Origin of the sequence: Marinobacter sp. NSM, from assembly GCF_052380025.1 — a bacterium.
In the GTDB taxonomy this organism is placed as follows: domain Bacteria; phylum Pseudomonadota; class Gammaproteobacteria; order Pseudomonadales; family Oleiphilaceae; genus Marinobacter.
On sequence record NZ_JBQTCK010000004.1, the window covers coordinates 135,897 to 162,611 of the forward strand.

Consider the following 26,715-nt stretch of genomic DNA (forward strand, 5'->3'; position numbering starts at 1 on the left):
AGCAACCTATGACCTCCGAAGATAACGATCAAAACAGTCCTGGTACCGCCGCCCCGGCAAAAATACGCAAAGCGGCCTGCGGCATTCGCTTTGATGAGGACGAGCTGCAAGAAGGCATCGACTTCTCAGCCGCTGAACGCCTTAAACCCGAAGACGAGCCAAAAACTGCCAAAAGGCAGTCAACCACCGATAAAAACCGGTAGCCGGATGGTCACCTGCAGGCCACCCTCGGGACGGTTCCGGGCCGAGATCGTGCCATCGTGAGCGTTAACAATGTCCCGGGAAATTGCCAGCCCCAGGCCCCAACCTTTACCGCCCCGGGACTTGTCAGCCCGGAAAAACGGCTCGAACAACTGCTGTAACAGCTTGTCTGGTGCGCCGGGGCCATCATCCGCTATCTCCAGCTGGATGCTGCCATCCACCAAAGCCAATGATGCGTGCACGGATTTCCCCGGTGGTGTGTGGTCCAGCGCATTCTGCAACACGTTATCCAAGGCGCGCTGCAACAACCCCGAATCGCCAAGCACTGACACTGCCCTGGTGTCATCGGTCGCGATCAGTTTACAGTCCACCCCCCGGTGTTCGGCGTAATCGGCCGCATCCCGCAATACCCGGTTCATTAGTGAAAGGGGTTTCACCGGCTCACGCTCCATCGAACCACCGTTCTCGGACACCCGGTAAAGCGTCAGAATCTGCCCGGTCATGTTTTCCAGCCGCTCGTTCTGGCGCAGGATACTGTCCATAAGCGCGGGGTCGGCACCACTGTCACTGGCAAGCTCAATGGCAACCCGCTGTCGGGCCAGCGGCGTTCTCAGGTCATGGGAAATATCACGCAGCAGATGATTCTGGCGTTCCAGTAACTGACACAGCCGATCGGTCATGGCGTTAAACGCACTGGCCAGCTGACCGACTTCGTCCCGGCGGCGGGCAATCCTGTTCGGAACCCGCAACTGGGTGTCGCCATCCGCGATTGCCTTTGCCGTCGACTCCATGTGGCGCAGAGGCCTGGAAACGAATCGGGCAATCCACCAGCAAGCCAGAGAGATCAGCACAAAGGCGAGACCAAGCTCGACAAACCGGAAGAATTTAGGGTCTAGCCAGCCATCACTGCCCATCCGCGGCCAGGCGACCAGTTGATAGCCTTCTTCCAGAGTGATTACGGCAGGCTTGTTGGGATACCAGCCCGACTGGATGCGTTCCCGAATCTGGCGTGGCAATCGGTGATGCCCCTCTTCTTTTTCGATCAGCATCAGGTGCAGGTCAAGGCGCTCACCTTCGGCTCTCAGAAAACGCCACATCGCCCCGCGATCTTCTCCCAAGCGCAGGGCCAGGGCTTCCCGGGCCAGCTCATGCAATCCTACCTGGCGCTCGATGGCCTGGCGTTCCCGGTCCAGCAGATACCGGGTTGCGAGGTTGCTGGCCACCACGGTAACCGCCATGGCGAGCCAGATTGATAGGAAAATTCGCCAGAACAAGGGGAACATAAAACGCTTCATACTGCAGGCACCCGGTAGCTGTAACCCAGGCCTCGTATGGTTTCGATTCGAGGAGGATCATCATTGCCGAGCTTCTTGCGCAGGTTGCTGATGTGCATGTCCAAAGTACGATCGTAGGCTTCCAGCCTACGGCCAAGGGCCCACTGCATCAGGTCGGTTTTGCGCACCACACTGCCGGCGTGGGCCAGCAACACCTGAAGCACTTCGTATTCCGTCGCTGTCAGTTCCAGGGGCGCATCATCCTGATATATTCGCCGTTGGCCGGGCTCCACCCTCAGGTCTCCGTAGGTGCGGGTGGCATCCACATCGGATTTCTGGTCCCAGGCGATGCGGCGAAGCAGCGCCTGGAGGCGGGCAACCAGCTCGCGGGGGTTGCAGGGTTTCGGGATGTAATCGTCGGCACCCACCTCAAAACCGACAATACGGTCGGTCTCGTCGCCCCGGGCGGTCAGCAGAATCACCGGCAGGTGGGTTTGACCGCGCAGCTCGCGCAGCACATCCAGACCATTGATGTCTGGCAACATAATGTCCAGAACCACGATATCGCAATCCTGCCCCAGGGCCAGGGCGAGGCCATCCCGGCCATTGGCCGCTTCTCGTACCGTGAAGCCCTGATTGCTCAGGTATCTGGCCAGCAATTCTCTCAGTTCGTCATCGTCCTCAATCAACAGTACCCGGTTCTGCATGCTGCTCTCTCCTGTTGCACCGCCACAGTCTAGCACGGGCGCCGGAGGGTTCTGATCTGCCAAGTTTTTTCTTTACCGAACCTTTACAACGGCCTGACACCATCTGACTCAGCACTGCGTACCATGGCAGTCATCCGATAACGCCTAACAGGCAAAACCGAACCCTAGAGGTAATCGTTATGAAAGCTAAATCATCTCTGCTCACCGCCGGTGTACTGATGGCCACACTGTTTGCCGCCAGCCCGGTTGCCATGGCGGACCATCATGGCAATAAGCATAAAGCGGGCAAGTGGGACAAACAGGAAATGTGTGAAAACTTCCGCGAGGGCAAAGGCCCGTTCAGCGAAGAAATGCGGGAGAAGTACCAGGAGAAGCGGGAAAAGCGCCAGCAAAAGATGCAAGAGCACCGTGCAGAAATGGCCGATCGCCTGAAACTGAACGAAGAACAGCGCCAGATCTGGAGCGAAATCCATCAGGAACGCCAGGAAAAGTCTCAAAACCGCCTAGGTAACTGGCAGGAAAAAATGGAAAAGCACTGCGCCGACACCCAGGAGTGATCACCAGCGGGGTTCTGTCGTATGGTATAGGGTCACTTAAACAAGCTTGATCCGACCCCATGACCGAACCCGCTGCTCCTGAAATCACACTAAGCACCTGCGCCAGCATTGCCGATATCCCAGGGCGTGACTGGCAACGGCTGGCCGGGTGCGACAACCCCTTCCTGCGCCATGAATTCTTTCAGGCACTGGAACACTCAGGCTGCACCCGCACCGAAAGCGGCTGGACACCCAGCCATCTGGTGTTCCGGGTTAACGGCAGGATCTGCGGCCTCGCCCCGGCCTACCTGAAAAGCCACTCCATGGGCGAATATGTGTTCGACTTCAGTTGGGCGGAAGCCTACCAGCGCTACAACCTGCCCTATTACCCCAAACTCCTGATCGCCGTGCCGTTCACCCCTTCCCAGGGCCCCCGATTTTTGCTGGATGACGGCTTCCGCGAGCAGCTCACACCGGCACTGCTCGACTCGCTTCTGACCAACCTGACCGAACAGCTTGGGGCGCATTCCTGGCACCTGCTGTTCCCGAACACTGCCGACCAGGCGCTACTTCAGCATGAGGACGAACTGCACCGCATAGGTTGCCAGTTTCACTGGCACAACCACGGTTATCAGGGTTTCGAGGATTTTCTGGCGGCACTCACCTCCCGCAAACGCAAGTCCATCCGCAAAGAGCGCCGGCAAGTGGCCGAGCAAGGCATCCGTTTTCAACGTTTTCACGGGAGGGATATCTCAGACCAGGTACTGTCTGCCTTTTACGTGTTCTATCAGGCCACCTACCTCAAGCGTGGCCGCCCTCCCTACCTGAACAAAGCGTTCTTTGAGCAGTTACGAGAAACCATGCCACAGCACCTGCACCTGATCATGGCGGTTCGTGACGGCCAACTGATTGCCGGCGCCCTGTTCCTGGCCAGCGACACGACCCTCTATGGCCGCTACTGGGGATGCCTGGAAGAGTACAACCACCTGCACTTTGAAACCTGTTACTACCAGGGCATTGAACTTGCCCTGACCCTGGGACTAAAACACTTTGACGCAGGGGCCCAAGGCGAGCATAAACTGGTGCGGGGGTTCGAGCCTACGATCACTCACTCCTGGCACGGCATCCTGCACCCGGGGTTTCGGGAGGCTATCCAAAGCTTCACACATGAAGAGGCAGAGCATGTGATAAGTTACTTTAACGACGCTCAATCCGCCCTGCCATTCCGACAGCAGGACCAGGATTAGCCTCTATACTGTAACCTCAGTACGGGAATTCGACGGAGGTCGAACGCCATGGACACAGGCCAACTGGGAAATTTACTGTCATCAGACAACCTGGCGCTGCTGCTTTCGGCGGGGGCAGTACTGCTAGCCTTGAGCACCATCCTGTTTACCGCCACTGCCCGGCGCCGGCATCAGGGGCAGTTAACAAGTTTACGGGAGCGTGCCGACACCCTCTGGCGGGAGGTGGACGATATTCGGGTGGTGCAGTTCAACCGCGCCGGCGAGCCCGGTTCGCCATCACAGGTGACCTCGTCATTTGATGAAGCCCGGTACCTCACTGAAAAAGAAGCCTATGATAAACTCTGGCCACAGGTGTGGCACCTCTACGAGCGCCTGGGCATGTTCCTCAGGGCCGTGGAAGCCGGTGAGGCATCGGGGGAATTGCGGCTGGAAGCCCGGCACGCCGCCCTCGAAGCCCGCAATTTTTTGAACAGAAACCGCCCGTTCTGCAGTGAAGTGGTCGACGGACACGCCTATGACACGACTATTGAAGTACTCCGGCTGGTTTCTGGGCGCACTGCTATTGCTGCTTTCCGGCCCTATCCTGCTGGCAGCCACCGGCGCCCAGCCAGAGCGAAATGCCTGGCAAACCGCCAGCCGTGACAGCGCCGGTATAGCGCCGGCGGCGGCAGACACCTCCGAGGCCATTGTCCAGGTATACGGTGCCCGGGCCTGGAGCTGGCGGGGCTATTTCGCGGTACATACCTGGGTGGCCACCAAAGAGGAAGGCGCCGATCACTACAAGGTGCATGAGGTGATTGGCTGGCGCCAGCACGTAGTCAGCTCCCGCCCGGATGATCCTGACCGCCACTGGTTCGGCGCCCGGCCAGAGTTGTATGCAGATATTCGGGGAGAGCATGCCAAGGCACTGATTCCCGACATCTACAAGGCGGTGGAGTCATACCCGTACATCAACGAATACGAAGCCTGGCCCGGCCCCAACAGCAACACGTTCGTGGCCTGGGTTATCCGGGAAACCCCGGGGCTGAACGTGGCTTTACCCAATCACGCCATCGGCAAGGATTACTTGGGTAATCGTGTGGGGGCAGCAACGCCCGGCGGTGCCGGTTACCAGCTTTCGCTGGGAGGCTATGTTGGTGTTCTGGCGGGTGTCCGGGAAGGCGTAGAGCTGAACATTCTGGGATTGTCGCTGGGTGTTAATCCCTTGGCGCTGGGGATCAAGTTACCTGGGATTGGTGAGCTGGCATTGAGAAACCCCAATCCGATGCCAGATTCAACTCCCTGACTTTGAACACGGCCGGGGAGCGGGTAAGCCTCCTAGACTAAAGCCGACCACGCCGAAGTTTGAAAGAGCTGGTCGGGTGGACCTTCCCAAAAATGTGCGGAGCCAGGGATGGCGGAGCCAAGCGTACACGGACGTATTCACAGCGTTTTTTGGGAAGGTCCACCCGACCGGCGCTAACTCCCAAGCTCAAAGTCAGAGCCTGGCAAACTCCAAATAACGACTGGCCGCCTGTTTTTTCTCGTCCTGAGAATTAAGCAATTCCAGGCGCAGCCGGTCAATCAGCTTCAGGTAATCATCCAGCGGTGATTTCTTTTTGCCCTGATCCTTGGAAGCCTCGATAAAGTCCTGTTGCTTCTTACGAATTTCGTTCAGTTTTTCCAGTGCGTTCTGGATAGCTTCAATGCGGGCACTTACCGGGCCATTACCGTTAGAGTTTCCATTTCCGTTGCCATTAACGGCTTCATTACCACCTCGCACGCCAAGGAAGTTGCTCTCCGCCGGTGCGGACTCGGTATTCTGCTCCGCCAGGTCTAGTTCTTCCAAAGTGCGTACCTCACCGCCCGTGGTCAGGTAAATACCAGAGGCCTTGATCTGGCCCAGTGGCACACCCTGAGGGTTCGTAAGGGTAAACTGATCTTCCACGCTGCCAACATAGAGAGCCTGCACGCCCACCTCGTCCAGTGACCGCAACGCCTGGCCACCATCGGCAGTTTGTACCCAGACCGACAACGACTTGAACACTTCGTCGTTGGCGTCAATCCAGCGGTTGCCGTCGTCGTCAAACTTGGCGAGTTCGCTGAAACCTGAACCCGTCTGGGGACCAAACAATTCAGAGCCGTCGTCCACTTTGCCATTACCGTTGCGGTCGAACACCAGGTAGCCACTGCCCGCACCCAGGCTGGCGAACTGGCTGGTCTGGCCGTCGCCGTTCATGTCGAATTCGAACAACGTGTCGGTCAACCGCGCGGTGGAGGCGCCGAAGTTGATCACCAGCGGGTCAGTCAGCGGGCGTTCCTGGATCTGGATCAGTTCGGAGTATTCGTAGGTGCGTGACTGTGACTGGCGCAGCGACAGCGTGAAGTCGATGGTTTCGCCATTCTGCAGGGTAATGCTGCCGGTGGAGGCAAAGCTGCGACTCTCGCTTGCCGAATAGAACATGTAGCGGCCAGCGGTCACAGACAGGCTGCCCTGGGATTCACCCACAGCCTCGCCACCCAGCGCAGCCCGGCTCACGGTCAGGGCCTGCTGGCCGAGCAGGAACAGGTCGGCGGATTTTTCAATCAGCTCGGCACTGGTGAACGAGGCTGTGCGATTGTCCCCATTGACTTGGCTGGCACTGCTGAACGCAAGCTGTTCCTGGCTGCTATAGCGGTAGGCCGCCTGCCGGAACAAAGACAACTCGGTGGCGCCGGCCTGTAATCCCTGTTGAGGCAAACCCGCGTTCTGCTGGGTAATGCGCAACTGGCTACTGTCCATAGCCTGCACCTGGCGGGTGCTGTTCTGAAACAGGGAAATCTGACTGGATGAAATCATGGTGTTCGTACCTCAACTGACCTGTCAGGGTATCGGCACCACACCAAAAAACTTGAGCAGTTTTTAACCAGACAAAATCAGAGACTTAGTTGAGATACCGCACCAACGCGGCGGCCAGAAGGCCCAGGGTAATGGCCGGCAGAGGTTTGCGGATGGCAAGCATGGCAACGCCGGTGGTCACTAGCGCAGCCAGGGCACCCAGATCGCCAGCCACCGCCATGGGCACAATAATGGCAATCAGCACCGAGCTCGCCATGGTGTTGATGAAACTCTCAACCCGCGGGCTGATACGCAGGAACGACATGATGAACACCCCGCCGAAGCGGGTTACCAGGGTCACCACTGCCATGATGGCGATTAACGCCAGAACACCCAGGGTTGTGGTTTCAATCACCATGCCGGACCTCCAGGTTATCTTCCCGGCTCTGGGCTCCGGGTTCCAGCCAGAACAGTCCGATCACACCACCGGCCAGTGCACCCACCACAACGTGCATATTGGGCGGCAGCCATTTCCACGCCGCCAGCGAAGCAGCACCTGCCACCAGCCAGGCCACAAGAATGCGGGGCGATTTCTTGCCACCGAGGGCCATGGCCAGCAAAAAGCAGCCCAGTACCATATCCAGGCCCAGTGCCCTGGGGTTCTGCAGCAGGCCACCGAAGTACACACCCAACCCGGTACCGATAATCCACGCCAGCCAAAGCACCAGCCCGCCCCCCAGGATCACCTCCAGGTTGCGCCGGCCACTCTGATACTCCTGCGCCGAGACTGCCCAGTTGGCGTCTGTCAGTAACAGCAGCAAACCGTAGCGCTTGCCTGGAGAAACGTCTCTAAACATGGGATACAGCGAGGCCCCCATCAGCAGATGCCGGGAGTTGATGGCGAACACCACCGCAATCATTGGCAGCACCGAGACTTCGGCGCCCCACATGTCCACCGCGGCAAACTGGGACGCACCGGCGAACACGGTGGTGCTCATCAGGATGGATTCAAGCGGCGACAAGCCCTTCTGGATGGCCGCCAGGCCAAAGGCAGCACCAAACGCCACCACGAATAACGAGATGGGGAGCAAACGGAAAAATTCAGCGCGCACCTTGTGCGGCTGAAACTGATAAGCGTATGGGTTGGCAGACATTACGAGAAACTAAGCCGGAATCGCCAAAACACGAATAGGTAATAACCGCTAGCCAGAAATTATTTTCCCTAATTTTCTCAATCAGTTATATGAACAACTCACGCTTTTGTGAACTCAATCGCCTCGCCCTTGTTGACGTGCACGTAAACTTAATCTAGTTTGTTTTTCGTCCAGCCCCAAAAGGGCACCCCGGCCAATCCACCGGGCGGGACTGATGAAATCGAACATCCGGCCAAAAGCCGGGATTACAAAAACAAGACAAACCTACCGCCGCGATCCGGCCAGGTGGGAGAGGATTTCAACATGTCTGATCTTTTACGCTCCCCCAAGGGGCTGCGTCCCGTCAGCCTTGACGATGTCTGGGAAAAAGATGCCGGTTCGGTGTACATGAACGGCAGCCAGGCCCTGGCGAGACTTCCCCTGCTCCAAGCTCAACTCGACCGCAAGAACAACCTGAACACCGCCGGCTTCATCTCCGGTTATCGCGGATCTCCCCTCGGCGGTTTTGACAAGGTTCTGTGGAAAGCCCGGGACCACCTCAAAGAAAAAAATATCCATTTTCTACCCGGCGTGAATGAAGATCTTGGCGCTACCGCTGTCTGGGGCAGCCAGCAGGTCAATATCTTTGAAGGTGCCCGTTACGACGGTGTGTTCGCGCTCTGGTATGGCAAAGGTCCTGGCGTGGACCGCACCGGTGATGTCTTCAAACACGCCAACGCGGCAGGTACCTCCCGGTTTGGTGGCGTTCTGGCGGTGGCAGGCGACGACCATGCCTGCAAGTCCTCCACCCTGCCCCATCAGAGCGATTACGCGTTTCTGGATGCGGGCATGCCGGTGCTGAACCCGGCAGGCATTCAGGATATTCTGGACCTCGGTCTCTACGGCTGGGCCATGTCGCGCTTCAGTGGCTGCTGGATTGGTTTCAAAGCCCTGGCCGAGAACATGGATTCGTCCATTTCTGCCAATCTGGACCTCAGCCGAATCAACATCCGTATCCCCACACAGTTTCCCATGCCGGAAGGTGGCCTGAACTCCCGCTGGCCAGACAAACCCATGGCGCAGGAAGAACGCCTGCACCGGCACAAGCTGGAAGCGGCCAAGGCCTTTTGCCGGGCGAACCGCCTTGACTACACTGTGCTTTCGGTTGAGCAGCCCCGGCTGGGTATCGTCACCACCGGCAAGGCCTACCTGGACGTGATTCAGGCCTTGGCCGATCTGGGCCTGGGCGATGAGGAACGTGAGGCCATCGGGCTGGCCGTGTACAAGGTTGCCATGCCCTGGCCCCTGGAACCCGAGGGTATTTTTGAGTTTGCCTCCGGCCTGGATGAAATCCTGGTTGTCGAGGAAAAGCGAGGATTGATTGAAGAACAGATCAAGACCCAGCTCTACACCTGGCAGGATGGCCGACGCCCCAATGTCATCGGCAAGCGGGACGACCAGGGTAACGACCTGCTACCGACCATCGCTGAACTGACACCGGCCATGGTGGCACGAGCCATAGCCTCCCGCCTGGATGGCCGTTATTGCAACGACAAACTGCAACAGCGCCTCGGTTTCCTGACCGAGAAGGAGAACAGTCTGGCGCAACCCCGGGAGCGCCTGGAACGCACTCCGCACTTCTGCTCTGGTTGCCCTCACAACACGTCTACCCAGGTACCGGAAGGCAGCCGGGCCCTCGGCGGCATTGGCTGTCATTACATGGCGACCTGGATGGAACGAGGTACCGACACCTTCACCCAGATGGGTGGTGAAGGCGTCACCTGGCTTGGCCAGGCACCGTTTACCAACCAGAAACACGTGTTCCAGAACCTGGGCGACGGTACCTACTTTCATTCGGGGATTCTCGCCATTCGCGCGGCCATCGCTTCCGGGGCTAACATTACATACAAAATTCTGTACAACGACGCCGTGGCCATGACTGGCGGGCAGCCGGTAGACGGTACCCTGACAGTCCAGCAGATCAGCCACCAGCTTTACGGCGAAGGCGTTCGGCGCATCGCCGTGGTCAGCGACGACATTGACAAATACCCGTCACGGGCCGATTTTGCCGACCGCACCACCTTCCATCACCGGGATGATCTGGATGCCTTGCAACGGGAAATGCGTGAGATTGAAGGCTGCTCTGTGATCATCTATGACCAGACCTGCGCCGCAGAGAAACGCCGGCGCCGCAAACGCGGCACCATGGAAGACCCGAACCAGCGAGTGATGATTCATTCGGACGTATGCGAAGGCTGTGGTGACTGCGGCATCCAGTCCAACTGTCTGTCGATTCTACCCAAAGACACAGGTGCCGGGCGCAAGCGCACGATTGATCAGTCCTCCTGCAACAAGGACTTTTCCTGCGTGCGCGGTTTCTGCCCGAGCTTTGTTACCGTCAAAGGTGGCAAGCTGAAAAAGCCGGCCGGTGTCAGCGCAGACGTGGACTTCCCGGAGCTTCCGGAACCGACCCCCGTCACCGGCAACAATCCCTACGGCATTCTGCTGACCGGCGTCGGCGGTACCGGCGTGGTGACCGTCAGCGCCCTGTTGGGCATGGCGGCTCATCTTGAAGGCAAAGGCGTCTCCGTGCTGGACCAGGCCGGCCTGGCCCAGAAGTTCGGCGCGGTGGTCAGCCATATTCGCATCAGTGACCGGCAAGACAACATCCACGCGGTACGCATTCCGGCCGGCGAGGCCGACCTGATGATTGCCTTTGATCTGATGGTCGCGGCCACAGACGACGCCCTGGCCAAGCTGGATAACCGATTCTCCCGGGCGGTGGTCAATACCGAGCAGGCCATGCCCGCCGCCTTTACCCGAGACCCGGACATCCAGTTCCCCGGTGAATCCATGGAGCAGACCGTCAAGGAGGCGTGCCGGCCGGATGGCAGCTGGTTCCTCAACGCGGGTGAACTCGCCAAAGCCCTGATGGGTGACGGCATGGCGGTCAACCTGTTCACCGTCGGCTTCGCCTGGCAACAGGGGCTGCTGCCCCTGAGCGCCGAGTCCATTGAGCGGGCCATTGAGCTAAACAACGTGGCAGTCGAGAAAAACAAACAGGCATTCCTCTGGGGCCGCCGTGCCGCCCATGATCTGGAGCGGGTGATGGCTCTGGCCTTCCCGAAACCCAAAGGCACGCCAGTGCAGGTGATGGAAACCACGGATCAACTGATCAAGCGCAACATGGAACACCTGAGCGACTACCAGAACACCGCGCTGGCCAAGCGCTACGAAAAACTGGTGCGCCAGGCGGAACACACCATCTCCCAGAAACTCGGCCGTGACCCGTTGCTGTTCCGAGCCATCGCCGACAACTACGCCAAGGTACTGGCCTACAAAGACGAGTACGAAGTGGCGCGACTGTTCAGCAATGGCAGCCTGCGCAAGCAGCTGGAGGAGCAGTTCGAGGGCGACATTGAGCTGGAGTTCAATCTGGCACCGCCGCTGCTCAGCCGGAGCAAAAATGGCGAACGCCCTAAGAAACACACCTTTGGTCCCTGGATGGAAACCGTGTTCGCATGGCTGGCGAAAGCCCGAAGCCTGCGAGGCACACCCCTGGACCCCTTCGGATACACCGCGGACCGCCGCCTGGAGCGCAAGATCATCCGGGAGTACGAAACCGATGTGGCCTTCCTGCTCAAACACCTGAGCAAAGACCACGCCGATGCCGCACGAAACCTGGCCAGCCTGCCTGCGAAGATCCGCGGTTACGGCCCGGTCAAAGAAGCGGCCTATCATGCCACCCGAAAAGAACGGGCGCAGTACCGGGCTGAACTGAACCCCGGTGAACGGGCACACCAACAAATCGCCAACGCGGCGGTCTAAAACAAAACAGCCGCCGCAGGCCCCACAAGGGTAGCGGCCGGCCACGGAACAGAGGTGAAACGCCATGAACGTATTCAGCCATCCGGAGTTCGATCACCACGAACACCTGTCTTTTGTCTGCGACGCCGAAACCGGCCTGAAGGGCATCATTGCCATCCACAATACGTCACGGGGTGCAGCACTCGGCGGTTGCCGAATGTTCCCCTACGCCAGCGATGAGGAAGCGTTGAGGGATGTGTTGCGACTGTCCCGGGGGATGACCTATAAATCTGCCCTGGCCAATCTCGACCTGGGTGGCGGCAAGTCAGTCATCATCGGCGACCCGCGTAAGCACAAGACCGAAGCCTTGCTCGAGGCCATGGGCAGGCACCTGGAAAGCCTCGGCGGCCAGTACATTGCCGCTGAAGATTCCGGCACCAGCGTGCCAGACCTGAAAGTGATGGGCCGCCATACCCGGCACGTGGCCGGCGTCACCACCCGCACCGGGTTCGATGGCCAGCCCAGCACAGGGGACCCTTCACCGGTAACCGCCTACGGCACCTTTATCGGCTTGAAAGCGGCGGTAAAACACAAGCTCGGCACGGATAACCTGACCGGACTGAAGGTGGCTATCCAGGGCATCGGCAATGTTGGCTACCGCCTGGCCCGCTACCTGAAAGAGGCCGGTGCAGAGCTGTGGGTGACAGACATTCACGCCGACAACCTCCAGCGCGCAGTGGACGAGTTTGATGCAAAGCCCGTTGGCTCCGATGACATCCTGAGCCTGCCGGTGGACGTTGTAGCCCCGTGCGCCATGGGCGCTGTCCTGAATGACCAGAGTATTCCGGCCATCCGGGCGGCCATCGTTGCCGGCGCCGCCAACAATCTCCTGGACCGCCCCGAACATGATGCGGCCCTCAAAAACCGGGGCATCCTCTACGCCCCAGATTTTGCCATCAACGCCGGCGGTATCATCGATGTGTTCTACGAGCGCACCGGAGGCTCATCCGAGCAAATCCGCGCCCACGTGGACACCATTGGTGACACCCTGACCGAAATATTCCAGCGCTCTGATCGCACCGGGCTCCCCACCGGTGAGATCGCCAATGAACTTGCAGAAGAGCGCTTCAGAAAGCACGCCGCGGGTGCTGGGCTGGCGCCCAGGCGGCTGGCTTGCGCCGGGTGACCTGACACCGGTGCTTCCCCTTGGGCGCCGCAGGGTTCTGCGGCTCCCCTTTTAACCCCTGAAACAAAAACAACACCTTCGGGAGATCACTATGTCTGTCACTTCATCCGGCTCCGCTACCTATTCGGATGCCCTTGAGGGCTCCAATGCGAAACGAGGACTATGGTCCTCACGGTTCGCGTTTATTCTGGCTGCCACCGGCTCCGCCGTCGGGCTTGGCAATATCTGGAAATTCCCCTACGTTACCGGCGAAAACGGTGGCGGCGCCTTTGTGCTGGTGTACCTGCTGTGCATCGCCGTTGTCGGCATTCCCATCATGATGGCCGAGGTCATGATCGGCCGCCGGGGTGGTCGCAGCCCGGTCAACAGCATCCGACTGATTACCGAACGGGACAGACTCAAACCGGCCTGGAAACTGGTGGGCGCTATCGGCGTTCTTGCTGGCTTTTTAATACTGTCGTTCTACTCGGTGATTGGTGGTTGGGCAATATCCTACGTGGGTACAACTGCCAGCGGGCAGCTGGCCGGGCAATCCGCCGAAGCTGTGGGAGCCATTTTCTCCGGCTTGCTAAGCAATCCGTCCACCCTGCTGCTTTGGCACACGGTGTTTATGGCCCTGGTGATGGTGGTCGTCGCCCGGGGCGTCCGCTCCGGCCTTGAGCGGGCCGTCAGTATCCTGATGCCAGCGCTGTTCGTATTGTTGCTGCTGGTGGTCGGCTACGCTATGACCACCGGCCACTTCGGCCAGGCCGCGGCCTTCCTGTTCCAGCCGGACTTCTCCAAGCTGACCACCTCCGGCGTGCTGGTCGCCCTTGGCCACGCGTTCTTTACCCTGAGCCTGGGTATGGCGGTAATGATGGCCTACGGCTCTTATCTGCCGAAAAAGATCTCCATCGCCAAAACCTCCATCACCGTCTCCGTGATCGACACCGGCGTAGCGCTGCTGGCTGGTCTGGCAATCTTCCCCATTGTGTTCGCCAACGGCCTGGAGCCGGGCGCCGGCCCGGGCCTGATCTTCCAGACACTGCCCCTGGCCTTCGGGCAGATGCCCATGGGCACCCTGTTTGGCACGCTGTTCTTCGTGTTGCTGATCTTTGCCGCCTGGACCTCCGGCATCTCACTGCTGGAGCCCATCGTGGAGTGGCTGGAAGAGCAGAAAGGCATGAACCGGACCATCAGCACCATCGCTGCGGGCGGCGTATGCTGGGCTCTGGGCATTGCCTCCGTACTGTCACTGAACCTGTGGGCGGACGTTGCTCCGCTGGGCTTCATTCCCATGCTGGAAGGCAAAACCATTTTCGACCTGCTGGACTTCTTCACCGCCAACATCCTGTTGCCGCTGGGTGGCCTGCTGGTCGCACTGTTTGCCGGCTGGGTGATGTCCCGCCAGGCCATGGAGAACGAACTGTCGTTGTCACCGCCCATGTTCAACCTGTGGTTTATCACCGTGCGGTTTGTTACCCCGGTGGCCGTTGCCATTGTGTTTATCTACAACCTGATGTAACCCCAATCGCCCGGGCAGCGCGCTGCCCGGGCACCCCCTCCCTGCCTATTCTGGGCACCAACATACCAATTGATAAACATCTGTCCCTTTCTGACCGGACTTTTACGGCTCTTGGCGCGTAATGTGTGATTGTAAGACAAACACAATCGAGGCAGTCGCTATGTCAGCAGTCACAGCATCTTTTCCGGTACGCCGTCAGGACTTTGGTTTTGAGGATGTACCGCGGCACTGGGTCGACAGTGACCCGTTCATGACCCACCTGTTCAACGCCCTCTCCGCACTGTTCCCAGACGGTGAGCGCTTCTTCGTGGACAGTGTTCGGGCAGTCCGTGACCAGATCAACGACCCTCAGTTACAGAAAGACATCAGCGCCTTTATCGGGCAAGAGGCCATGCACGCGAAGGAGCATGGTCACTTCAACGAGGGCGCCATCAATCAGGGTTTCGATATCAAGAAACTGGAAGGCTGGACCCGCGGTTTCCTGTCCGCCAAGAACCTGCCCCTGCTCAACAACAAACGGGCGCACCTGGCCGCTACAGTTGCCCTTGAGCACTTCACCGGCATCCTCTCGGCGCAGCTGCTCAAGCGCGAAGACCTGGTGAATGCCATCGACCCGTCCATGCGCACCCTGTGGGCCTGGCACTGTATCGAAGAGAACGAGCACAAAGCCGTGGCCTTCGACACCTATGAAAAACTCTACGATAAGACCGTAATGGATTACGCCATCCGCATGGGTGTTATGGCGTTGATCACCACCCTGATCATGGTGGCGATTCACTCGTTCATCTTTGAGCTGATGCGCGAAGACAAGCAGTTGCTGAATCTTAAGTCCTGGGCCAAAGGCCTGAACCGTGTGTGGGGCCGTAAAGGGATGTTTACCGCCATCATTCCGGAGTACCTGGATTACTTCAAACCAGACTTCCACCCCTGGCAGCACGACACCGAGTTCCTGCTGCACAAATGGCGTAAGCAGCTGAACTTCTCCTGATCTCCATCCCTTCCCTGTACCTGCTCGCCGGACTCAGTCCGGCTTGCGGGCCACGTAGACGGTGTTGAACGATTCGCGGTTCTGGAAGGGGTTGTAGAAGCTGACCACGTGGCAGGCTACGTCGGTAAACACTTCCCGCAGAGTCGCCATGAATTCATCGTCCTCATCTTCGTTGGACCACATGGCAAACACGCCTCTGGGCTTGAGTTGCCGGGCCATGAGGCGGAGGTTGTTGGCGGTGTAGAAGCTGGCGCTTGAATCGTGCAGCAGCGCTCTGGGCGAGTGGTCGATGTCGAGCAGGATGGCATGGAACTGTTTGCCTGGTGCTTCCGGGTCGAAGCCGCCGGTTTCGGGGTCGGCGATGGCGAGGTCGAAGAAGCTGCCGTGTATGTAGCGGTTGCGGGGATCGGCGTTGAGGTCTTTGCCGAGGGGCACTTTTTCTTGCTGGTGCCAGCCGATGACGGGTTTCAGGTATTCGACCACGAGCAGTTCGCTGACGCGTTCATGGTTGAGAGCGGCCACGGCGGTGTAGCCAAGGCCGAGCCCGCCTACAACGACACTGAGGTTGTCGCCTTCGGTTTCACCCAGGCCGATGTCTGAGAGGGCCACTTCGGCGTCGACAAACATGCTGGACATGAGGAATTCTTCGCCCAGTTTCACTTCGTAGATATCCCGGTCACCCAGTGCCGGAATCCTGCGGCGGCGCAGCGTGATTTCCCCGATCACCGAGGGCTGGCTGTCAATTTGTTCGAAAAGCAGTCCCATAGTCTTTGACTCTTATTCTGGAATTTCACGAGCGCGCATCTTCGGGAGTTACCATCACCCAGCCTGATAGACCGTGCTGTCGCAGTTGGGGTAAGGCTTTCAAAACACGCTCAAGCACATCCATGTGGCGCTTGGGCTCCGCCTCTCAACGCTAATTGCTCCTACGTCGCGCTGAGAGTCCTGGGCAGGCCATCCATGGCCTGCCCGTGAAGCGCTGTTGCGCTCCACCCCTGGCTCCGCACAGTTTTGAAAGCCTTACCCCAACCGCTCCTGTCGTCTACTCCCCTGCCCGCTCCTGGGCAGAGACGTTCAGACAATTTGCGAGAATACTCCGCATCTTCTCCGCACCCAGCTCATTCATCAGTGCGATATTCCGATCAGGAATCCCATCCACATCCGGATGGCTATCAATCGCCGCCTCCAGACTCGCCTCCCGCAACAGGTGCAGCATGGGGTACGGAGACCGGTTGGTGTAATTCTCGGCAGCCCCCGGTTCGGTGCCAGCAAACTGGTAGTCCGGATGGAAACTGGCGATCTGGTAAACGCCCTCCAACTCCAGGTAGGCCAGCAACGCATCGGCAGCGTCGAGAAACTCATTGTAGGCGTAGAAATCCTGCAGCACGCCCGGGTGTATCAACAACGTGGTTTCGATTTCCGGTTCGTCTTCCAGGCGCTGCAATTCCGCGTGTAGGGCCTGCAGGAGGTCGTCTTCATTGTTGGCGTCTGTCACCGTAAACCGAACCCGGTTCTTGACCAGTTCCCGTTTGGCGAAGGGGCAGAGGTTGTAGCCAACGACGACGTCTTCAACCCATTTTCGGGTTGCGATCACAACCGGAGACTCACTCATCAGTTTGTCCTTTATTCTCTGGATGACCACTCAAAGGTACGAGCGGACGGTTGGGTAGGCCTGTCCAAAAATGTGCGGAGCCATGGATGGCGGAGCCCAAGCGCCACAGGGATGTGCCGAAGGAGCGTTTTTTGGACAGGCCTACCCAACCGTCCGCAAACTCCCAAGGTCGAATGATTCAGGATCAGACGTAACCCTGACTCCGAAGATAATCATCATAACTGCCGCTGAAGTCGGTAATCCCATCCGCCTTCAACTCGATGATCCGGGTCGCCAGCGACGAGACAAACTCCCGGTCATGGCTGACGAAAATCAGCGTACCCGGATAATTCTCCAGCGCCAGGTTCAGCGCCTCGATGGACTCCATATCCAGGTGGTTCGTCGGCTCATCCATCAACATCACATTCGGCTTCTGCAGAATCAGCTTACCAAACAGCATCCGCCCCTGCTCACCACCGGAAATAACCTTCACCGACTTACCAATGTCATCCCCGGAGAACAACATCCGTCCCAGAGTTCCGCGCACCAGCTGCTCACCGCCGGTAGTCCACTGCGCCATCCAGTCGGTCAGGGTATCGTCCCGGGCAAAGTCGGCGGTATGGTCTTGGGCGAAGTAACCTACCTCGGCACTGTCAGTCCATTTCACCTCGCCGGCGTCCGGCTCGTAGGCACCTGCCAAGCACTGCAGCAGCGTGGTTTTACCGATACCGTTCGGGCCGATAATAGCCACCCGCTCTCCCGCCTCAATCTGCAAATCCAGGTTCTTGAACAGCGGACCGTCTTCAAACCCCTTGGTCAAACCAAGCAGAGTCACCGCCTGACGGTGCAACTTCTTGCCCTGCTCGAAGCGGATGAACGGGCTCACCCGGCTGGACGGTTTCACTTCCTCCAACTGGATCTTGTCGATCTGGCGGGCACGGGAGGTGGCCTGCTTGGCCTTGGAGGCGTTGGCGGAGAAGCGGCTGACGAACTGCTGCAGTTCGGCAATCTGGGCCTTCTTCTTGGCGTTGTCTGACAACATGCGTTCGCGGGCCTGGGTGGCGGCGGTCATGTATTCGTCGTAATTGCCCGGGAACAGGCGTAGCTCGCCGTAATCCAGGTCCGCCATGTGGGTGCACACACTGTTCAGGAAGTGGCGGTCGTGGGAGATGATGATCATGGTGCTGTTGCGGGCCACCAGGATGTTTTCCAGCCAGCGGATGGTGTTGATGTCCAGGTGGTTGGTGGGCTCGTCCAGCAGCAGTACGTCCGGGTCGGAGAACAGGGCCTGGGCCAGCAGTACACGCAGTTTCCAGCCGGGGGCCAGGGCGCTCATGGGGCCGTTGTGCTGCTCCAGCGGAATATCCAGGCCCAGCAGGAGTTCGCCGGCGCGGGATTCGGCGGTGTAGCCGTCCATTTCAGCGAATTCCACTTCCAGGTCCGCCACCGCCATGCCGTCTTCTTCGCTCATTTCCGGCAGGGAGTAGATACGGTCCCGCTCTTTCTTCACCCGCCACAGTTCCCCATGGCCCATGATCACGGTGTCCATCACCGTGCAGTCTTCGTAGGCAAACTGATCCTGGCGGAGTTTACCGAGGCGGATGTTGGGCTCCAGCATCACCTGACCGGCGGACGGCTCCAGGTCGCCACCGAGAATTTTCATCAGGGTGGACTTGCCGCAGCCATTGGCACCGATCAAACCGTAACGGTTGCCGTTGCCAAACTTGGCAGAAACATTTTCAAACAGGGGCTTGGCCCCGAATTGCATGGTGAGATTGGCGGTGGAGATCAAGAAAAGAACCTGTCAGCGTGAGGGCCGGCAACAAGCCGGCAAATAAAAGCCGGCATTGTACAGGTTTGGGCGCAAGACTGTGAGGCCGCAGAAACACGGATAAAAAGGGCTTGCCAGCAGCACGCTGTGCGGGCAGCATTCACGTCAGACGTTTCCGTCCATTCCTCCATCCGACAACAGGAACTTGACCATGGCACAAGCAACTGCACGCCACATTCTGGTAGACAGCGAAGCAAAATGTGAAGAACTAAAGAAGGCTATTGAAGGTGGCCAGGATTTCGCCGAAGTGGCGAAACAGCATTCCTCCTGCCCGTCAGGCCGTAACGGTGGCGACCTGGGTTCATTCGGCCCTGGCCAGATGGTTCCCGAGTTTGACAAGGCCGTGTTCAGCAGCGACCTGAACACCGTGATTGGGCCGATCAAGACCCAATTCGGCTATCACCTGCTGGAAGTGACTTCCCGCAGCTAAGCCAGTGCAACTGCTGTCTGCGCTTGACTGCGCAGACAGCAGGCGTTTGTTATCGGGATTCGCCTGTCCCGAAATTCCTGAACCGCGCCAATTGACTACCGATGGTTTCAATCGGGTCCGTAATAGACGCCTGAATGCTCTCTGTGACCACCTCGGTAAAGTGCTTACCCGACTCACTCTCCAGAAAGTCCAGATAAAGACCCAGCTCCTGAACACTGATATCCCGGTAGGTGTACAAATAGCTGTCGTATACCTGTTGCCCAACCATGCCCTGCAACATCCCACGCTGGCTCTCCAAACGCTGACGTAACCGCTCGTAATGCACCGAGTCACTGCTCAGGGCCGCCATGGCCGTTGCCAAACCCAACTGCACGGCAATGGTAGTATCCACTGTGGTTTCCGTTGCGCGGGAAGCCCGGTCAAAACGGTCAAACAGCTTTTCCCGGGTGGTGCCCTTGTAAGCTTCGTTCAGCTCTCCGGCGCGGCTTCGTACCTCTGACCAGGCGGCAGGTGCAGACGCTGCTATCTCCACACGGGATATCTTCTGCGCAACAGGCGTCTGGTACCAGGCATGAACCTCCTCAAGCTGTTTGTTCGTCAGCGACTCATCAAGGCTGGCTACCAGCTTTCGCTCGATATCTTCTGCACGATAGCTACTACTGACCACATAACCGATAGTATCCGCCACCATCGGCGGCACCTGGCCGCTCTGTTTGAGACCGTCACGAATACTCTGGCTCATCATGGCCGGGTACTGGCCCACGATGTCATCAATGGGCGATGCCGCCAGAACGTCACGGGCATCCGTTGATGCATGGGCCGTCCCCGACAACAAAAGCCCGGCAACTAAAAGAGGTTTAACTAGGGTGATCAGTCTCATTTCTCTATTATCCTGTTACTGCAATGGCCCTGTTTATGACACGCCCGAAGCCATTACGGCAAGTGCCCCAAGGCCTTTGGAGATGACAGTTTGGTAGGGAAGTGGCGCAGAGGAACCCGAAAATCCCGAAATATCCGCAACAAGCGGTTTAATGTATGGCGCTCTCGCCTGAGCTGGTATGGCCTGCCTTTGCTGGGGCTGGTGATCGGCACCTGGGCCACCCTGCGTTTCAGCCTGCTGGCCCCGGAACCTCCGGCCAACCCGGAAAACATCTGTGAGATCTTCAGGGAGCATACGGTGTGGTACGACTATGCCCGGGCCTTCGAGGAGAAATGGGGCACCCCCATCGCCACGCAACTGGCTTTCGTCTATTACGAATCGTCGTTCCGGAGCCATGCCCGGCCGCCCCGCACCCGGCTTTGGGGACTGATTCCCTGGAAGCGCCCCACCACTGCCTACGGTTATGCCCAGGCTCTTGACCCCGCCTGGGGCGAATACCTGGTGGCCAACGACGCATCCTGGCGAACCGTGCGCACCGACATGCAATACGCACTGGATTTTGTCGGCTGGTACAACCACCTCAGCAATCGCCAACTGGGCATTCCATTCAGCTCCCCCAGGCAGCTCTACCTGGCCTACCACGAAGGCCGGGGCGGCTACGCCCGGCGTTCCTATGAACAAAAACCGGCCATACAGTCCCTAGCCCAAAGGGTTCAGAACCGCGCCTTCCGCTACGACAACCAGTTAAAGCAGTGCGAAGCGGAGTTCCAGTGTTGGCGCTGGTACCAGTTCTGGCCGTTCTGCAAGGCCGACAATTAGGTTCAGAGCGACGCGCTTATCTCAATGGCAGATTCCAGAGCTTTCAGGCGATCAACCAGAAACTCCATGACGATGCGCACCCTGGCCATCTGCTGGGTATCCTGGTTTACGTGCAGCCACAAATCCACGCTCTCGCCCTCCAGCGGGTCTGATAACCTGCGCAGCTCTTTCGCGGCTTCGCCCAGATAGCAGGGCAACACCGCCAACCCCGCTCCGGACCTGGCCAGGGTTGCCATGGATTGCAGGCTGTTGCAGCGAATCACCGAGGAGACGTTCTTCAGGTGCTTCCGGTACCAACGCCCGGTCGCCAGATGGCTGAAACTCTCATCAGGCAGTATCCATGTGCAGTCTTCCGGGTGGTTCTCGATATCCATATTGCGGTGTCGGCGGCAGTATCTGGCGGCCCCGTAGACAGCGGAATCCACAGCGGCAATGCGCTCGCCCTCCAAGGTCGCCTGGGGTTTGTTCTCCGGCCGCAAGGTCAGGTCTGCTTCCCGGTGGCTGAGGTTCGCCACATCGTTATCGGTCAGCACTTCCAGTTCAATATCCGGATAGGCGTGAACCAGTTCCGCCAGGATCGGCCCGAGCAGCTCATTCATCATGGCGTCTTCCGCCGCCACCCGAACCTTGCCCACCGGCGCAGCGTCGTCACCGACCAGCTTACGTTCCAGATTTTCCACATCGGTCGCCAGCCGCTGGGCCTCCCGAAACGCCATTTCGCCAACCGGGGTGAGCTGCAAACCATCCCGGTTGCGTTCGAAAAACTGCACACCCAACGACTCTTCCATCTGATCAAGTCGTCTTAAAACAGTGGTTTGGTGTACACCCAGCAATTCACCGGCTTTCGCCAGCGTTCCACCTATTGCCAGAGCCCGTATATATCGAAGATAATCCCAGTCCATAGTTACTGCATATTCGCAACGTGAGTACGGATTTTAACGTATTCAAACTGCAAATAAGAACTCCTAGAATAGTCGTTAAATTAAAGATAGATCGCTAATTAATCCACCAGACAAAGGAGGAAGGCGCTATGACCAAGAGCCATATCGCAACCGTAAACCCGCTGCCGTCAAGTATCCTCCACAACAGTACCGAGGTCAGGCGCCAGTATACCCGTGCTGCTGCACAGCAGGCGATGCAGTTTTTCAGCCGTAAGGTGCGGATTTTCAACCGCAAAGCCGCTGCGGTCGCCCCAGACATGCCCCAGGTACAGGGCGGTCACTGAGATTACCGGAACCCGGTAACCGAAGCACAAATAAAAACGCCGGCATGTTTCCATGCCGGCGTTTTCTTATGGTGAGGGTTTAACGCCCTGATCAGAACTCCCAGATCACCTTACTCTTCTTACCAAACCACTCGTCCATCTTCTGATTGTAGAAGTCCTCGATCACATTGCGCTTGATCTTCATGGTCGGCGTCAGCATGCCGTTTTCCATGGTCCAGGGCTCCTTGACCACCACCACGAAGGCCACTTTCTCATGGGCTTCGCTCTGGGCGTTGACGGCATCCAGTTCCCGGGCCAGTTCCTGTTCCAGCTCCGCCCGGTCACCACCACGATCCAATTCATCCCGGGCCTCTTCTGACAGCAACACCATCAGGCACGGCTGAGGCTGATTGGCACCGGCCACACACACCACTTCGGCTTTCGGGTGATTGAACCGGTTCTCAATTGGCACGGGCACCACGTATTTGCCCTTGGAAGTTTTGAACAGATCCTTCACCCGGCCAGTAATGCGCAGGCAGCCATCCTGGTCGATTTCACCCATATCGCCGGTTTTCAGGAAGCCGTCGTCGGTCAGGTCCTCCTTGGTCTTTTCTTCGTTCTTGTAGTAGCCCAGCATCTGGCCAGGACTCTTCACCTGAACCTCGCCGCCTTCACCAATGCGGTGTGTCACACCAGGGTTAGCCATGCCGACCGTACCCACCTTGGCCTGGCCGGGGCGGTTGGCGTGGGAGTAACCAAAGTTTTCCGACATGCCATACACTTCCAGCAGTTCCAGACCAAGACCCCGATACCAGCCGATAATCTCTCCAGACAACGGTGCCGCGCCCGTCAGCGCGGCCCGGCAATGGTCCAGGCCCAGTTGCTTGAGCACCTTCTTTTTAACCAGTGAGTTCAGGATCGGAATATTGAACAGGATTTTCTGCTTCTTCGGCGGTAACTTAGCATTCACGCCCAGATAGAACTTCATCCACAGGCGCGGTACCGAGAAGAACAACGTGGGCCGGGCCCGCTGCAGGTCTTCCTGGAAGGTATCCAGGGAGTTGGCAAAGTACAGGTGGAAACCGTAGTAAAGAGACTGGGTTTCAACCGCTGCCCGCTCCGCCACGTGGGCCAGCGGGAGGTAGGACAGCATGCGTTCGTTGGAGGATACCGGGAACAGTTGCTGCAGGCCGTCCGCCACCGAAATCATGGTGCGGAAGCTGTGCATCACGCCCTTGGGGCGGCCGGTACTGCCAGAGGTGTACACGATGGTGGCCAGCGCATCCGGGTCAGGCAGTTTCGGCTCAGCGGGTGATTGCTCTTTGATGATCTCCTGCCACTTTGGAGTGTCATCGCGCGGCGACAGAGGCAGAGACACGATGGGCATGTCAGCAGGGATATGATGCTTGATGTCGTTCCAGCCGTCGGCCGTACCGTCCAGCTTACCCAGGAACAACAGTTTGGCCTCGCTGTGTTCAAGAATGTAAGCGGCTGTTTCACCATTCAAGGTTGGGTAAAGGGGCACGCTGACATGACCAGCTGCCCAAATGGCCAGATCCGACAGTATCCAATGCGCGCTATTCTTGCCCAGGATTCCGATATTGCTGTGCTCCGGCAGACCAAGGCTGTTCAGGTAGGCGGCCATTCGGGACACCTGGTCAGCGGCCTGAGCCCAGGTAATGTCTTCCACCCGGCCATCCGGGAACGGCTGGGTCAGGTATACGTTATCGGGAGTGTGCTGGGCCCAGTAGTACAGGCAGTGCAAAGACGTCTGCTTTTGTGGGTCTATAGCCATGGTGGCTCCTTGTTGTTGTTATCTTCGGCTGTCTGGAATCGCTTTTTATTGTTGCATTCATACTAGCCAACTTTCCCGCGGGCTCAATAGCAATAAACATCCCGGGCGTTGACCATTTAGCTCGAAGCTGAGACGCACCTCCCAAAATATTTCGTGACATCCATCAAGTCTGGTCTAGATTGAGAAGTACCGCGTATTGATAACCAATACCACAGGAGACTGTCGCTCTATGAGAACTTCGACTCGCTCTGCTTTGATCTTTCCCGCCTGGGCCGTCATTCTTATCGGTTCTGGCGCCTTTCTTTATACCGCCTATGCGGGTTTTCTTGGTTCCTGAGCGCTGGCTAACGCCGGAACCGGGTCTCAAGCACAACTGCCGAGTTAGTCCGCTCAACCCCTTTTAGGTTCCCTATGTCATCCAATACACGGCTCAACTCCTCCAGAGATTGGGCCTGGACGATGGCGATCAAGTCGTACTCACCACTGACCGAAAACAACTGGCAAACCTGAGTAATCTGCTCAAGTTCAGCGTTGGTGCGAGCGGTAAGTTTCTGGTGCACCTTGACCGACACATGGGCCTCCACCTGGTTGGCGGCGTACTCACCGCCCAGCTGAACGGTATAGCCGCGGATGATTCCCTGCACCTCCAGTTTCGCCAGTCTGTTTTGTACGGTGGAACGGGAAACATGCAGCCCCTTGGCCAGGTCAGTGACACTGGCGCGAGCATTCTGCCGAAGCAGTCCCAACAGTTTCTGGTCTTGCATACTAATCATTTTGATTACCCGATTCGTCAATATGGCTAAATTCTATACCATATCGACCTATTTGAATCTACAGATCGGCATAACCAGCCGCCATACTGGACCTAAACAACGTTCAGGATGTCGGCTATGTTAATCCGCCCTATCACGCTTCGGGATCTTGATCCCCTTTATCAGATTGCCGTTGAATCCGGGCCGGGATTTACATCCCTGATGCCAGACCGGGACGCGCTGGCACAGAAGATCGTGCATTCCATGAAGAGCTTTGAGCGGCGCGTAGACAATCCCACAAACGAGCAGTATCTGTTTGTACTTGAGGATGAGCACAGCCATGAGATCATGGGCACAACTGGCATCCAGGCCAGTGTTGGGCTCGACCGGCCGTTGCACCACTTCAAACGCGACAGAACGACCGGGCCAGCAGGCCTCGCGAGGGAAACCCTGACCCGTTGCGAGCACTACGCGGGCTGCACCGAGATCTGTTCGCTGTATCTTCGCCCGGACTATCGCCAGGCCAATGCCGGCAAACTCCTCTCGAAAGTCCGGTTTCTGTTTATGGCGCTACACCCCGAGCGTTTCGCAAACACCGTGATAGCAGAGATGCGGGGGGTGTCTGACTCTCATGGCCACTCGCCTTTCTGGAACTGGCTGAGACATCAGGTGGTCGATCTGGATTTTTCCACGGTAACGCAACTCTCCGCCCAGAGTGATGCTCGCTTTCTGGAACAACTTGTTCCCCCTGGCCCGTTCGACATTGCAGCCATGACCATTCAAGCTCAGGCAGTCATCGGCCAGGTTCACCCGGACACCCGCCCGGCGCTACACTTGCTGGAACAGGAAGGATTCCGGCATCGTGGACTGGTAGATCTTTTCGACGCGGGGCCGACCGTTGAGTGCGCACGGGATGCCATCACCAGTGTTCGCAACAGCGGACTATACCGGGGTTTATATGGCGGCACCCGGATGACCGCCCATACAGGGTTCCCCTTGATTGTGGCCAACGGCCAGTGTTCCGGATTCCGTGCGACGATCATCGATTCGCTACCAGGTGGAGACGAGCCGGAGCAAGTTCCCCTGCCGACTGGCATTCAGCGGAAGCTGGGCTTGAATGGTGGAGACCCGGTGTGCGCACTACCCCTGGTCAAAAACCGCCCCACACTGAACACAAGTGAGATGAGTGCTCACCAGGAGTTCCGTCATGCACAATGATCTGAACACGCTTTTTTCCCGGCTCTGGCAATCCTATCGACGGGTGACGCCCTCGGCTGAGCGTATTCATCAGTTGCTGGGCGAACGCGAAAGCCACCCTATCGTGAACGATCACATTGCACTGCGCACTTTTAACCTGGCCCCGGTGCGCCTGGACAAACTGGCCGGCCACTTTCTCAAGTTGGGCTATCAGCCGGGTGGCGAATATCATTTTGAAGCAAAAAAACTCTACGCACGGCATTACGAGCACCCTGACCCGGATGTTCCCAAGGTGTTCATCTCTGAGCTACTGGTGGATCAATGTTCAGTGCAACTGCAGGCCATCGTTTCTGACCTTGTGGCCCAAACGAATCCGGACGCGGTGGATGCCGACGATTTTCTCACTTCCGGCCGCCACTGGAAGCTGGATTACGGCACTTACCGTTCACTTCTGGAGGAAAGCGAATACGCCGCATGGACCGCAGCCTGGGGTTATCGAGCCAACCATTTTACGGTCAGCATCAATCATCTTGAGAGCATCAAAACCGTTGCGCAGATCAACCAATTGCTCAAAGACCACGGCTTCGCCATAAACACCTCCGGGGGTGAGGTAAAGGGGTCACCTCAGGAGCTGCTCGAGCAATCCTCCACCCTGGCAGACCGGGTAGCGCTGGAATTCACAGACCAGGTGGCCAAGGTACCCAGCTGTTTCTATGAGTTTGCCCTGCGCTATCCGAAGCCGGATGGCAACCTGTACTCCGGCTTTGTGGCGGCGTCTGCAGACAAGATCTTCGAGAGTACCCATGCGTCAAACTGACTTCGGCGCCTCCTGACAA

General features: G+C 58.1%; 26 protein-coding genes. 14 read left to right on the top strand and 12 right to left on the bottom strand.

Annotation, left to right across the window (positions count from 1 at the left end; translation table 11 throughout):
• The first annotated feature begins 8 nt into the window (after positions 1-8).
• Positions 9-203 carry a hypothetical protein gene (locus ACTZWX_RS10965; RefSeq protein ID WP_444713962.1) on the top strand — a complete coding sequence of 65 codons (195 nt, stop codon included), beginning with the start codon at positions 9-11 and terminating at the stop codon, positions 201-203.
• On the opposite strand, the gene ACTZWX_RS10970 is transcribed toward ACTZWX_RS10965, so the two are convergent.
• Positions 180-1,496, bottom strand: coding sequence for a sensor histidine kinase (locus tag ACTZWX_RS10970; protein WP_444713963.1), 1,317 nt, complete (start codon positions 1,494-1,496; stop codon positions 180-182). The genes ACTZWX_RS10965 and ACTZWX_RS10970 overlap by 24 nt on opposite strands.
• Positions 1,493-2,182, bottom strand: coding sequence for a response regulator transcription factor (locus tag ACTZWX_RS10975; protein WP_444713964.1), 690 nt, complete (start codon positions 2,180-2,182; stop codon positions 1,493-1,495). The genes ACTZWX_RS10970 and ACTZWX_RS10975 overlap by 4 nt, the downstream gene beginning before the upstream one ends.
• Positions 2,183-2,361: 179 nt before the next feature.
• Here ACTZWX_RS10975 and ACTZWX_RS10980 point away from each other — a divergent pair, with 179 nt between their 5' ends.
• The 4 genes from ACTZWX_RS10980 to ACTZWX_RS10995 are packed head-to-tail and all read left to right on the top strand — an operon-like array spanning position 2,362 to position 5,250.
• Complete coding sequence (locus ACTZWX_RS10980) at positions 2,362-2,739, top strand: hypothetical protein (protein ID WP_444713965.1); 378 nt, start codon at positions 2,362-2,364, stop codon at positions 2,737-2,739.
• 59 nt (positions 2,740-2,798) lie between these two features.
• The gene (locus tag ACTZWX_RS10985) at positions 2,799-3,965 is read left to right on the top strand and encodes a GNAT family N-acetyltransferase (protein WP_444713966.1); all 1,167 of its coding nucleotides are present in this window, start codon (positions 2,799-2,801) and stop codon (positions 3,963-3,965) included.
• A gap of 48 nt (positions 3,966-4,013) precedes the next feature.
• Positions 4,014-4,607 carry a hypothetical protein gene (locus ACTZWX_RS10990; RefSeq protein ID WP_444713967.1) on the top strand — a complete coding sequence of 198 codons (594 nt, stop codon included), beginning with the start codon at positions 4,014-4,016 and terminating at the stop codon, positions 4,605-4,607.
• Positions 4,528-5,250: a DUF3750 domain-containing protein gene (locus ACTZWX_RS10995; RefSeq protein ID WP_444714118.1), complete on the top strand. Its 723-nt coding sequence runs from the start codon at positions 4,528-4,530 to the stop codon at positions 5,248-5,250. The genes ACTZWX_RS10990 and ACTZWX_RS10995 overlap by 80 nt, the downstream gene beginning before the upstream one ends.
• A 192-nt stretch (positions 5,251-5,442) precedes the next feature.
• On the opposite strand, the gene ACTZWX_RS11000 is transcribed toward ACTZWX_RS10995, so the two are convergent.
• From ACTZWX_RS11000 to ACTZWX_RS11010, 3 genes are all read right to left on the bottom strand, one after another.
• Positions 5,443-6,783, bottom strand: a complete 1,341-nt coding sequence (locus ACTZWX_RS11000) for a hypothetical protein (protein ID WP_444713968.1) — start codon at positions 6,781-6,783, stop codon at positions 5,443-5,445.
• An 85-nt stretch (positions 6,784-6,868) separates the two neighbouring features.
• The gene (locus ACTZWX_RS11005) at positions 6,869-7,180 is read right to left on the bottom strand and encodes an AzlD family protein (protein WP_072676606.1); all 312 of its coding nucleotides are present in this window, start codon (positions 7,178-7,180) and stop codon (positions 6,869-6,871) included.
• Positions 7,170-7,916 (bottom strand): AzlC family ABC transporter permease, encoded by a 747-nt coding sequence (locus ACTZWX_RS11010; RefSeq protein WP_444713969.1) that lies wholly within the window; start codon positions 7,914-7,916, stop codon positions 7,170-7,172. Before ACTZWX_RS11010 ends, ACTZWX_RS11005 begins: the two co-directional genes overlap by 11 nt.
• A 303-nt stretch (positions 7,917-8,219) precedes the next feature.
• Here ACTZWX_RS11010 and ACTZWX_RS11015 point away from each other — a divergent pair, with 303 nt between their 5' ends.
• From ACTZWX_RS11015 to ACTZWX_RS11030, 4 genes are all read left to right on the top strand, one after another.
• Positions 8,220-11,723 carry an indolepyruvate ferredoxin oxidoreductase family protein gene (locus ACTZWX_RS11015; protein ID WP_444713970.1) on the top strand — a complete coding sequence of 1,168 codons (3,504 nt, stop codon included), beginning with the start codon at positions 8,220-8,222 and terminating at the stop codon, positions 11,721-11,723.
• A 64-nt stretch (positions 11,724-11,787) separates the two neighbouring features.
• Positions 11,788-12,888 (top strand): Leu/Phe/Val dehydrogenase, encoded by a 1,101-nt coding sequence (locus tag ACTZWX_RS11020; protein WP_444713971.1) that lies wholly within the window; start codon positions 11,788-11,790, stop codon positions 12,886-12,888.
• A gap of 91 nt (positions 12,889-12,979) precedes the next feature.
• Complete coding sequence (locus ACTZWX_RS11025) at positions 12,980-14,392, top strand: sodium-dependent transporter (protein WP_444713972.1); 1,413 nt, start codon at positions 12,980-12,982, stop codon at positions 14,390-14,392.
• Positions 14,393-14,552: 160 nt separating this feature from the next.
• Complete coding sequence (locus ACTZWX_RS11030) at positions 14,553-15,380, top strand: metal-dependent hydrolase (protein ID WP_444713973.1); 828 nt, start codon at positions 14,553-14,555, stop codon at positions 15,378-15,380.
• 33 nt (positions 15,381-15,413) lie between these two features.
• Here ACTZWX_RS11030 and ACTZWX_RS11035 read toward each other — a convergent pair whose 3' ends face one another.
• The 3 genes from ACTZWX_RS11035 to ACTZWX_RS11045 form a co-directional block, all read right to left on the bottom strand.
• Positions 15,414-16,145 carry a spermidine synthase gene (locus tag ACTZWX_RS11035; RefSeq protein ID WP_444713974.1) on the bottom strand — a complete coding sequence of 244 codons (732 nt, stop codon included), beginning with the start codon at positions 16,143-16,145 and terminating at the stop codon, positions 15,414-15,416.
• Between the two features lie 277 nt (positions 16,146-16,422).
• Positions 16,423-16,992, bottom strand: a complete 570-nt coding sequence (locus ACTZWX_RS11040; protein WP_444713975.1) for a DUF1415 domain-containing protein — start codon at positions 16,990-16,992, stop codon at positions 16,423-16,425.
• Positions 16,993-17,176: 184 nt separating this feature from the next.
• A complete protein-coding gene (locus ACTZWX_RS11045) occupies positions 17,177-18,763 on the bottom strand; it encodes an ABC-F family ATPase (RefSeq protein WP_072676600.1) in 1,587 nt (528 codons plus the stop codon).
• Between the two features lie 190 nt (positions 18,764-18,953).
• On the opposite strand from ACTZWX_RS11045, the gene ACTZWX_RS11050 reads away from it, so the two are divergent.
• Positions 18,954-19,232 (top strand): peptidylprolyl isomerase, encoded by a 279-nt coding sequence (locus ACTZWX_RS11050; protein ID WP_022987955.1) that lies wholly within the window; start codon positions 18,954-18,956, stop codon positions 19,230-19,232.
• Between the two features lie 49 nt (positions 19,233-19,281).
• Here the strand turns inward: ACTZWX_RS11050 and ACTZWX_RS11055 are convergent, their stop codons facing one another.
• Complete coding sequence (locus tag ACTZWX_RS11055; protein ID WP_444713976.1) at positions 19,282-20,112, bottom strand: DUF2059 domain-containing protein; 831 nt, start codon at positions 20,110-20,112, stop codon at positions 19,282-19,284.
• Positions 20,113-20,202: 90 nt separating this feature from the next.
• Between ACTZWX_RS11055 and ACTZWX_RS11060 the strand changes: the two genes are divergently transcribed.
• On the top strand, positions 20,203-20,931 hold the full coding sequence (locus ACTZWX_RS11060; protein ID WP_444713977.1) for a transglycosylase SLT domain-containing protein: 729 nt from the start codon (positions 20,203-20,205) through the stop codon (positions 20,929-20,931).
• Between the two features lie 2 nt (positions 20,932-20,933).
• Here ACTZWX_RS11060 and ACTZWX_RS11065 read toward each other — a convergent pair whose 3' ends face one another.
• The gene (locus ACTZWX_RS11065) at positions 20,934-21,833 is read right to left on the bottom strand and encodes a LysR family transcriptional regulator (protein ID WP_072676597.1); all 900 of its coding nucleotides are present in this window, start codon (positions 21,831-21,833) and stop codon (positions 20,934-20,936) included.
• A gap of 128 nt (positions 21,834-21,961) precedes the next feature.
• On the opposite strand from ACTZWX_RS11065, the gene ACTZWX_RS11070 reads away from it, so the two are divergent.
• Entirely contained in the window at positions 21,962-22,156 is a 195-nt protein-coding gene (locus ACTZWX_RS11070; RefSeq protein WP_061333071.1) for a hypothetical protein, read from the top strand.
• 91 nt (positions 22,157-22,247) lie between these two features.
• Here the strand turns inward: ACTZWX_RS11070 and ACTZWX_RS11075 are convergent, their stop codons facing one another.
• Positions 22,248-23,930 (bottom strand): AMP-binding protein, encoded by a 1,683-nt coding sequence (locus ACTZWX_RS11075; protein ID WP_072676596.1) that lies wholly within the window; start codon positions 23,928-23,930, stop codon positions 22,248-22,250.
• Positions 23,931-24,274: 344 nt separating this feature from the next.
• Positions 24,275-24,703 (bottom strand): Lrp/AsnC family transcriptional regulator, encoded by a 429-nt coding sequence (locus tag ACTZWX_RS11080; RefSeq protein ID WP_152438784.1) that lies wholly within the window; start codon positions 24,701-24,703, stop codon positions 24,275-24,277.
• Between the two features lie 117 nt (positions 24,704-24,820).
• On the opposite strand from ACTZWX_RS11080, the gene ACTZWX_RS11085 reads away from it, so the two are divergent.
• Together ACTZWX_RS11085 and ACTZWX_RS11090 are read left to right on the top strand one after the other, a co-directional pair.
• Entirely contained in the window at positions 24,821-25,900 is a 1,080-nt protein-coding gene (locus tag ACTZWX_RS11085) for an arginine N-succinyltransferase (protein ID WP_444713978.1), read from the top strand.
• Positions 25,890-26,696, top strand: a complete 807-nt coding sequence (locus ACTZWX_RS11090) for a DUF1338 domain-containing protein (protein ID WP_444713979.1) — start codon at positions 25,890-25,892, stop codon at positions 26,694-26,696. The genes ACTZWX_RS11085 and ACTZWX_RS11090 overlap by 11 nt, the downstream gene beginning before the upstream one ends.
• The last annotated feature ends 19 nt before the right edge of the window (positions 26,697-26,715 follow it).

Excerpts from the sequence above, each read along its gene's own strand:
- ACTZWX_RS11055 (WP_444713976.1), bottom strand. The coding sequence starts at position 20,112 with ATGAGACTGATCACCCTAGTTAAACCTCTTTTAGTTGCCGGGCTTTTG.
- ACTZWX_RS11065 (WP_072676597.1), bottom strand. The coding sequence starts at position 21,833 with ATGGACTGGGATTATCTTCGATATATACGGGCTCTGGCAATAGGTGGA.
- ACTZWX_RS11035 (WP_444713974.1), bottom strand. The coding sequence starts at position 16,145 with ATGGGACTGCTTTTCGAACAAATTGACAGCCAGCCCTCGGTGATCGGG.
- ACTZWX_RS11090 (WP_444713979.1), top strand. The coding sequence starts at position 25,890 with ATGCACAATGATCTGAACACGCTTTTTTCCCGGCTCTGGCAATCCTAT.
- ACTZWX_RS10965 (WP_444713962.1), top strand. The coding sequence starts at position 9 with ATGACCTCCGAAGATAACGATCAAAACAGTCCTGGTACCGCCGCCCCG.
- ACTZWX_RS11070 (WP_061333071.1), top strand. The coding sequence starts at position 21,962 with ATGACCAAGAGCCATATCGCAACCGTAAACCCGCTGCCGTCAAGTATC.
- ACTZWX_RS11040 (WP_444713975.1), bottom strand. The coding sequence starts at position 16,992 with ATGAGTGAGTCTCCGGTTGTGATCGCAACCCGAAAATGGGTTGAAGAC.
- ACTZWX_RS10990 (WP_444713967.1), top strand. The coding sequence starts at position 4,014 with ATGGACACAGGCCAACTGGGAAATTTACTGTCATCAGACAACCTGGCG.
- ACTZWX_RS11080 (WP_152438784.1), bottom strand. The coding sequence starts at position 24,703 with ATGATTAGTATGCAAGACCAGAAACTGTTGGGACTGCTTCGGCAGAAT.
- ACTZWX_RS10975 (WP_444713964.1), bottom strand. The coding sequence starts at position 2,182 with ATGCAGAACCGGGTACTGTTGATTGAGGACGATGACGAACTGAGAGAA.
- ACTZWX_RS11010 (WP_444713969.1), bottom strand. The coding sequence starts at position 7,916 with ATGTCTGCCAACCCATACGCTTATCAGTTTCAGCCGCACAAGGTGCGC.
- ACTZWX_RS10980 (WP_444713965.1), top strand. The coding sequence starts at position 2,362 with ATGAAAGCTAAATCATCTCTGCTCACCGCCGGTGTACTGATGGCCACA.
- ACTZWX_RS10985 (WP_444713966.1), top strand. The coding sequence starts at position 2,799 with ATGACCGAACCCGCTGCTCCTGAAATCACACTAAGCACCTGCGCCAGC.
- ACTZWX_RS11020 (WP_444713971.1), top strand. The coding sequence starts at position 11,788 with ATGAACGTATTCAGCCATCCGGAGTTCGATCACCACGAACACCTGTCT.
- ACTZWX_RS11025 (WP_444713972.1), top strand. The coding sequence starts at position 12,980 with ATGTCTGTCACTTCATCCGGCTCCGCTACCTATTCGGATGCCCTTGAG.
- ACTZWX_RS11005 (WP_072676606.1), bottom strand. The coding sequence starts at position 7,180 with ATGGTGATTGAAACCACAACCCTGGGTGTTCTGGCGTTAATCGCCATC.
- ACTZWX_RS11050 (WP_022987955.1), top strand. The coding sequence starts at position 18,954 with ATGGCACAAGCAACTGCACGCCACATTCTGGTAGACAGCGAAGCAAAA.
- ACTZWX_RS11085 (WP_444713978.1), top strand. The coding sequence starts at position 24,821 with ATGTTAATCCGCCCTATCACGCTTCGGGATCTTGATCCCCTTTATCAG.
- ACTZWX_RS11015 (WP_444713970.1), top strand. The coding sequence starts at position 8,220 with ATGTCTGATCTTTTACGCTCCCCCAAGGGGCTGCGTCCCGTCAGCCTT.
- ACTZWX_RS11075 (WP_072676596.1), bottom strand. The coding sequence starts at position 23,930 with ATGGCTATAGACCCACAAAAGCAGACGTCTTTGCACTGCCTGTACTAC.
- ACTZWX_RS10970 (WP_444713963.1), bottom strand. The coding sequence starts at position 1,496 with ATGAAGCGTTTTATGTTCCCCTTGTTCTGGCGAATTTTCCTATCAATC.
- ACTZWX_RS11030 (WP_444713973.1), top strand. The coding sequence starts at position 14,553 with ATGTCAGCAGTCACAGCATCTTTTCCGGTACGCCGTCAGGACTTTGGT.
- ACTZWX_RS11000 (WP_444713968.1), bottom strand. The coding sequence starts at position 6,783 with ATGATTTCATCCAGTCAGATTTCCCTGTTTCAGAACAGCACCCGCCAG.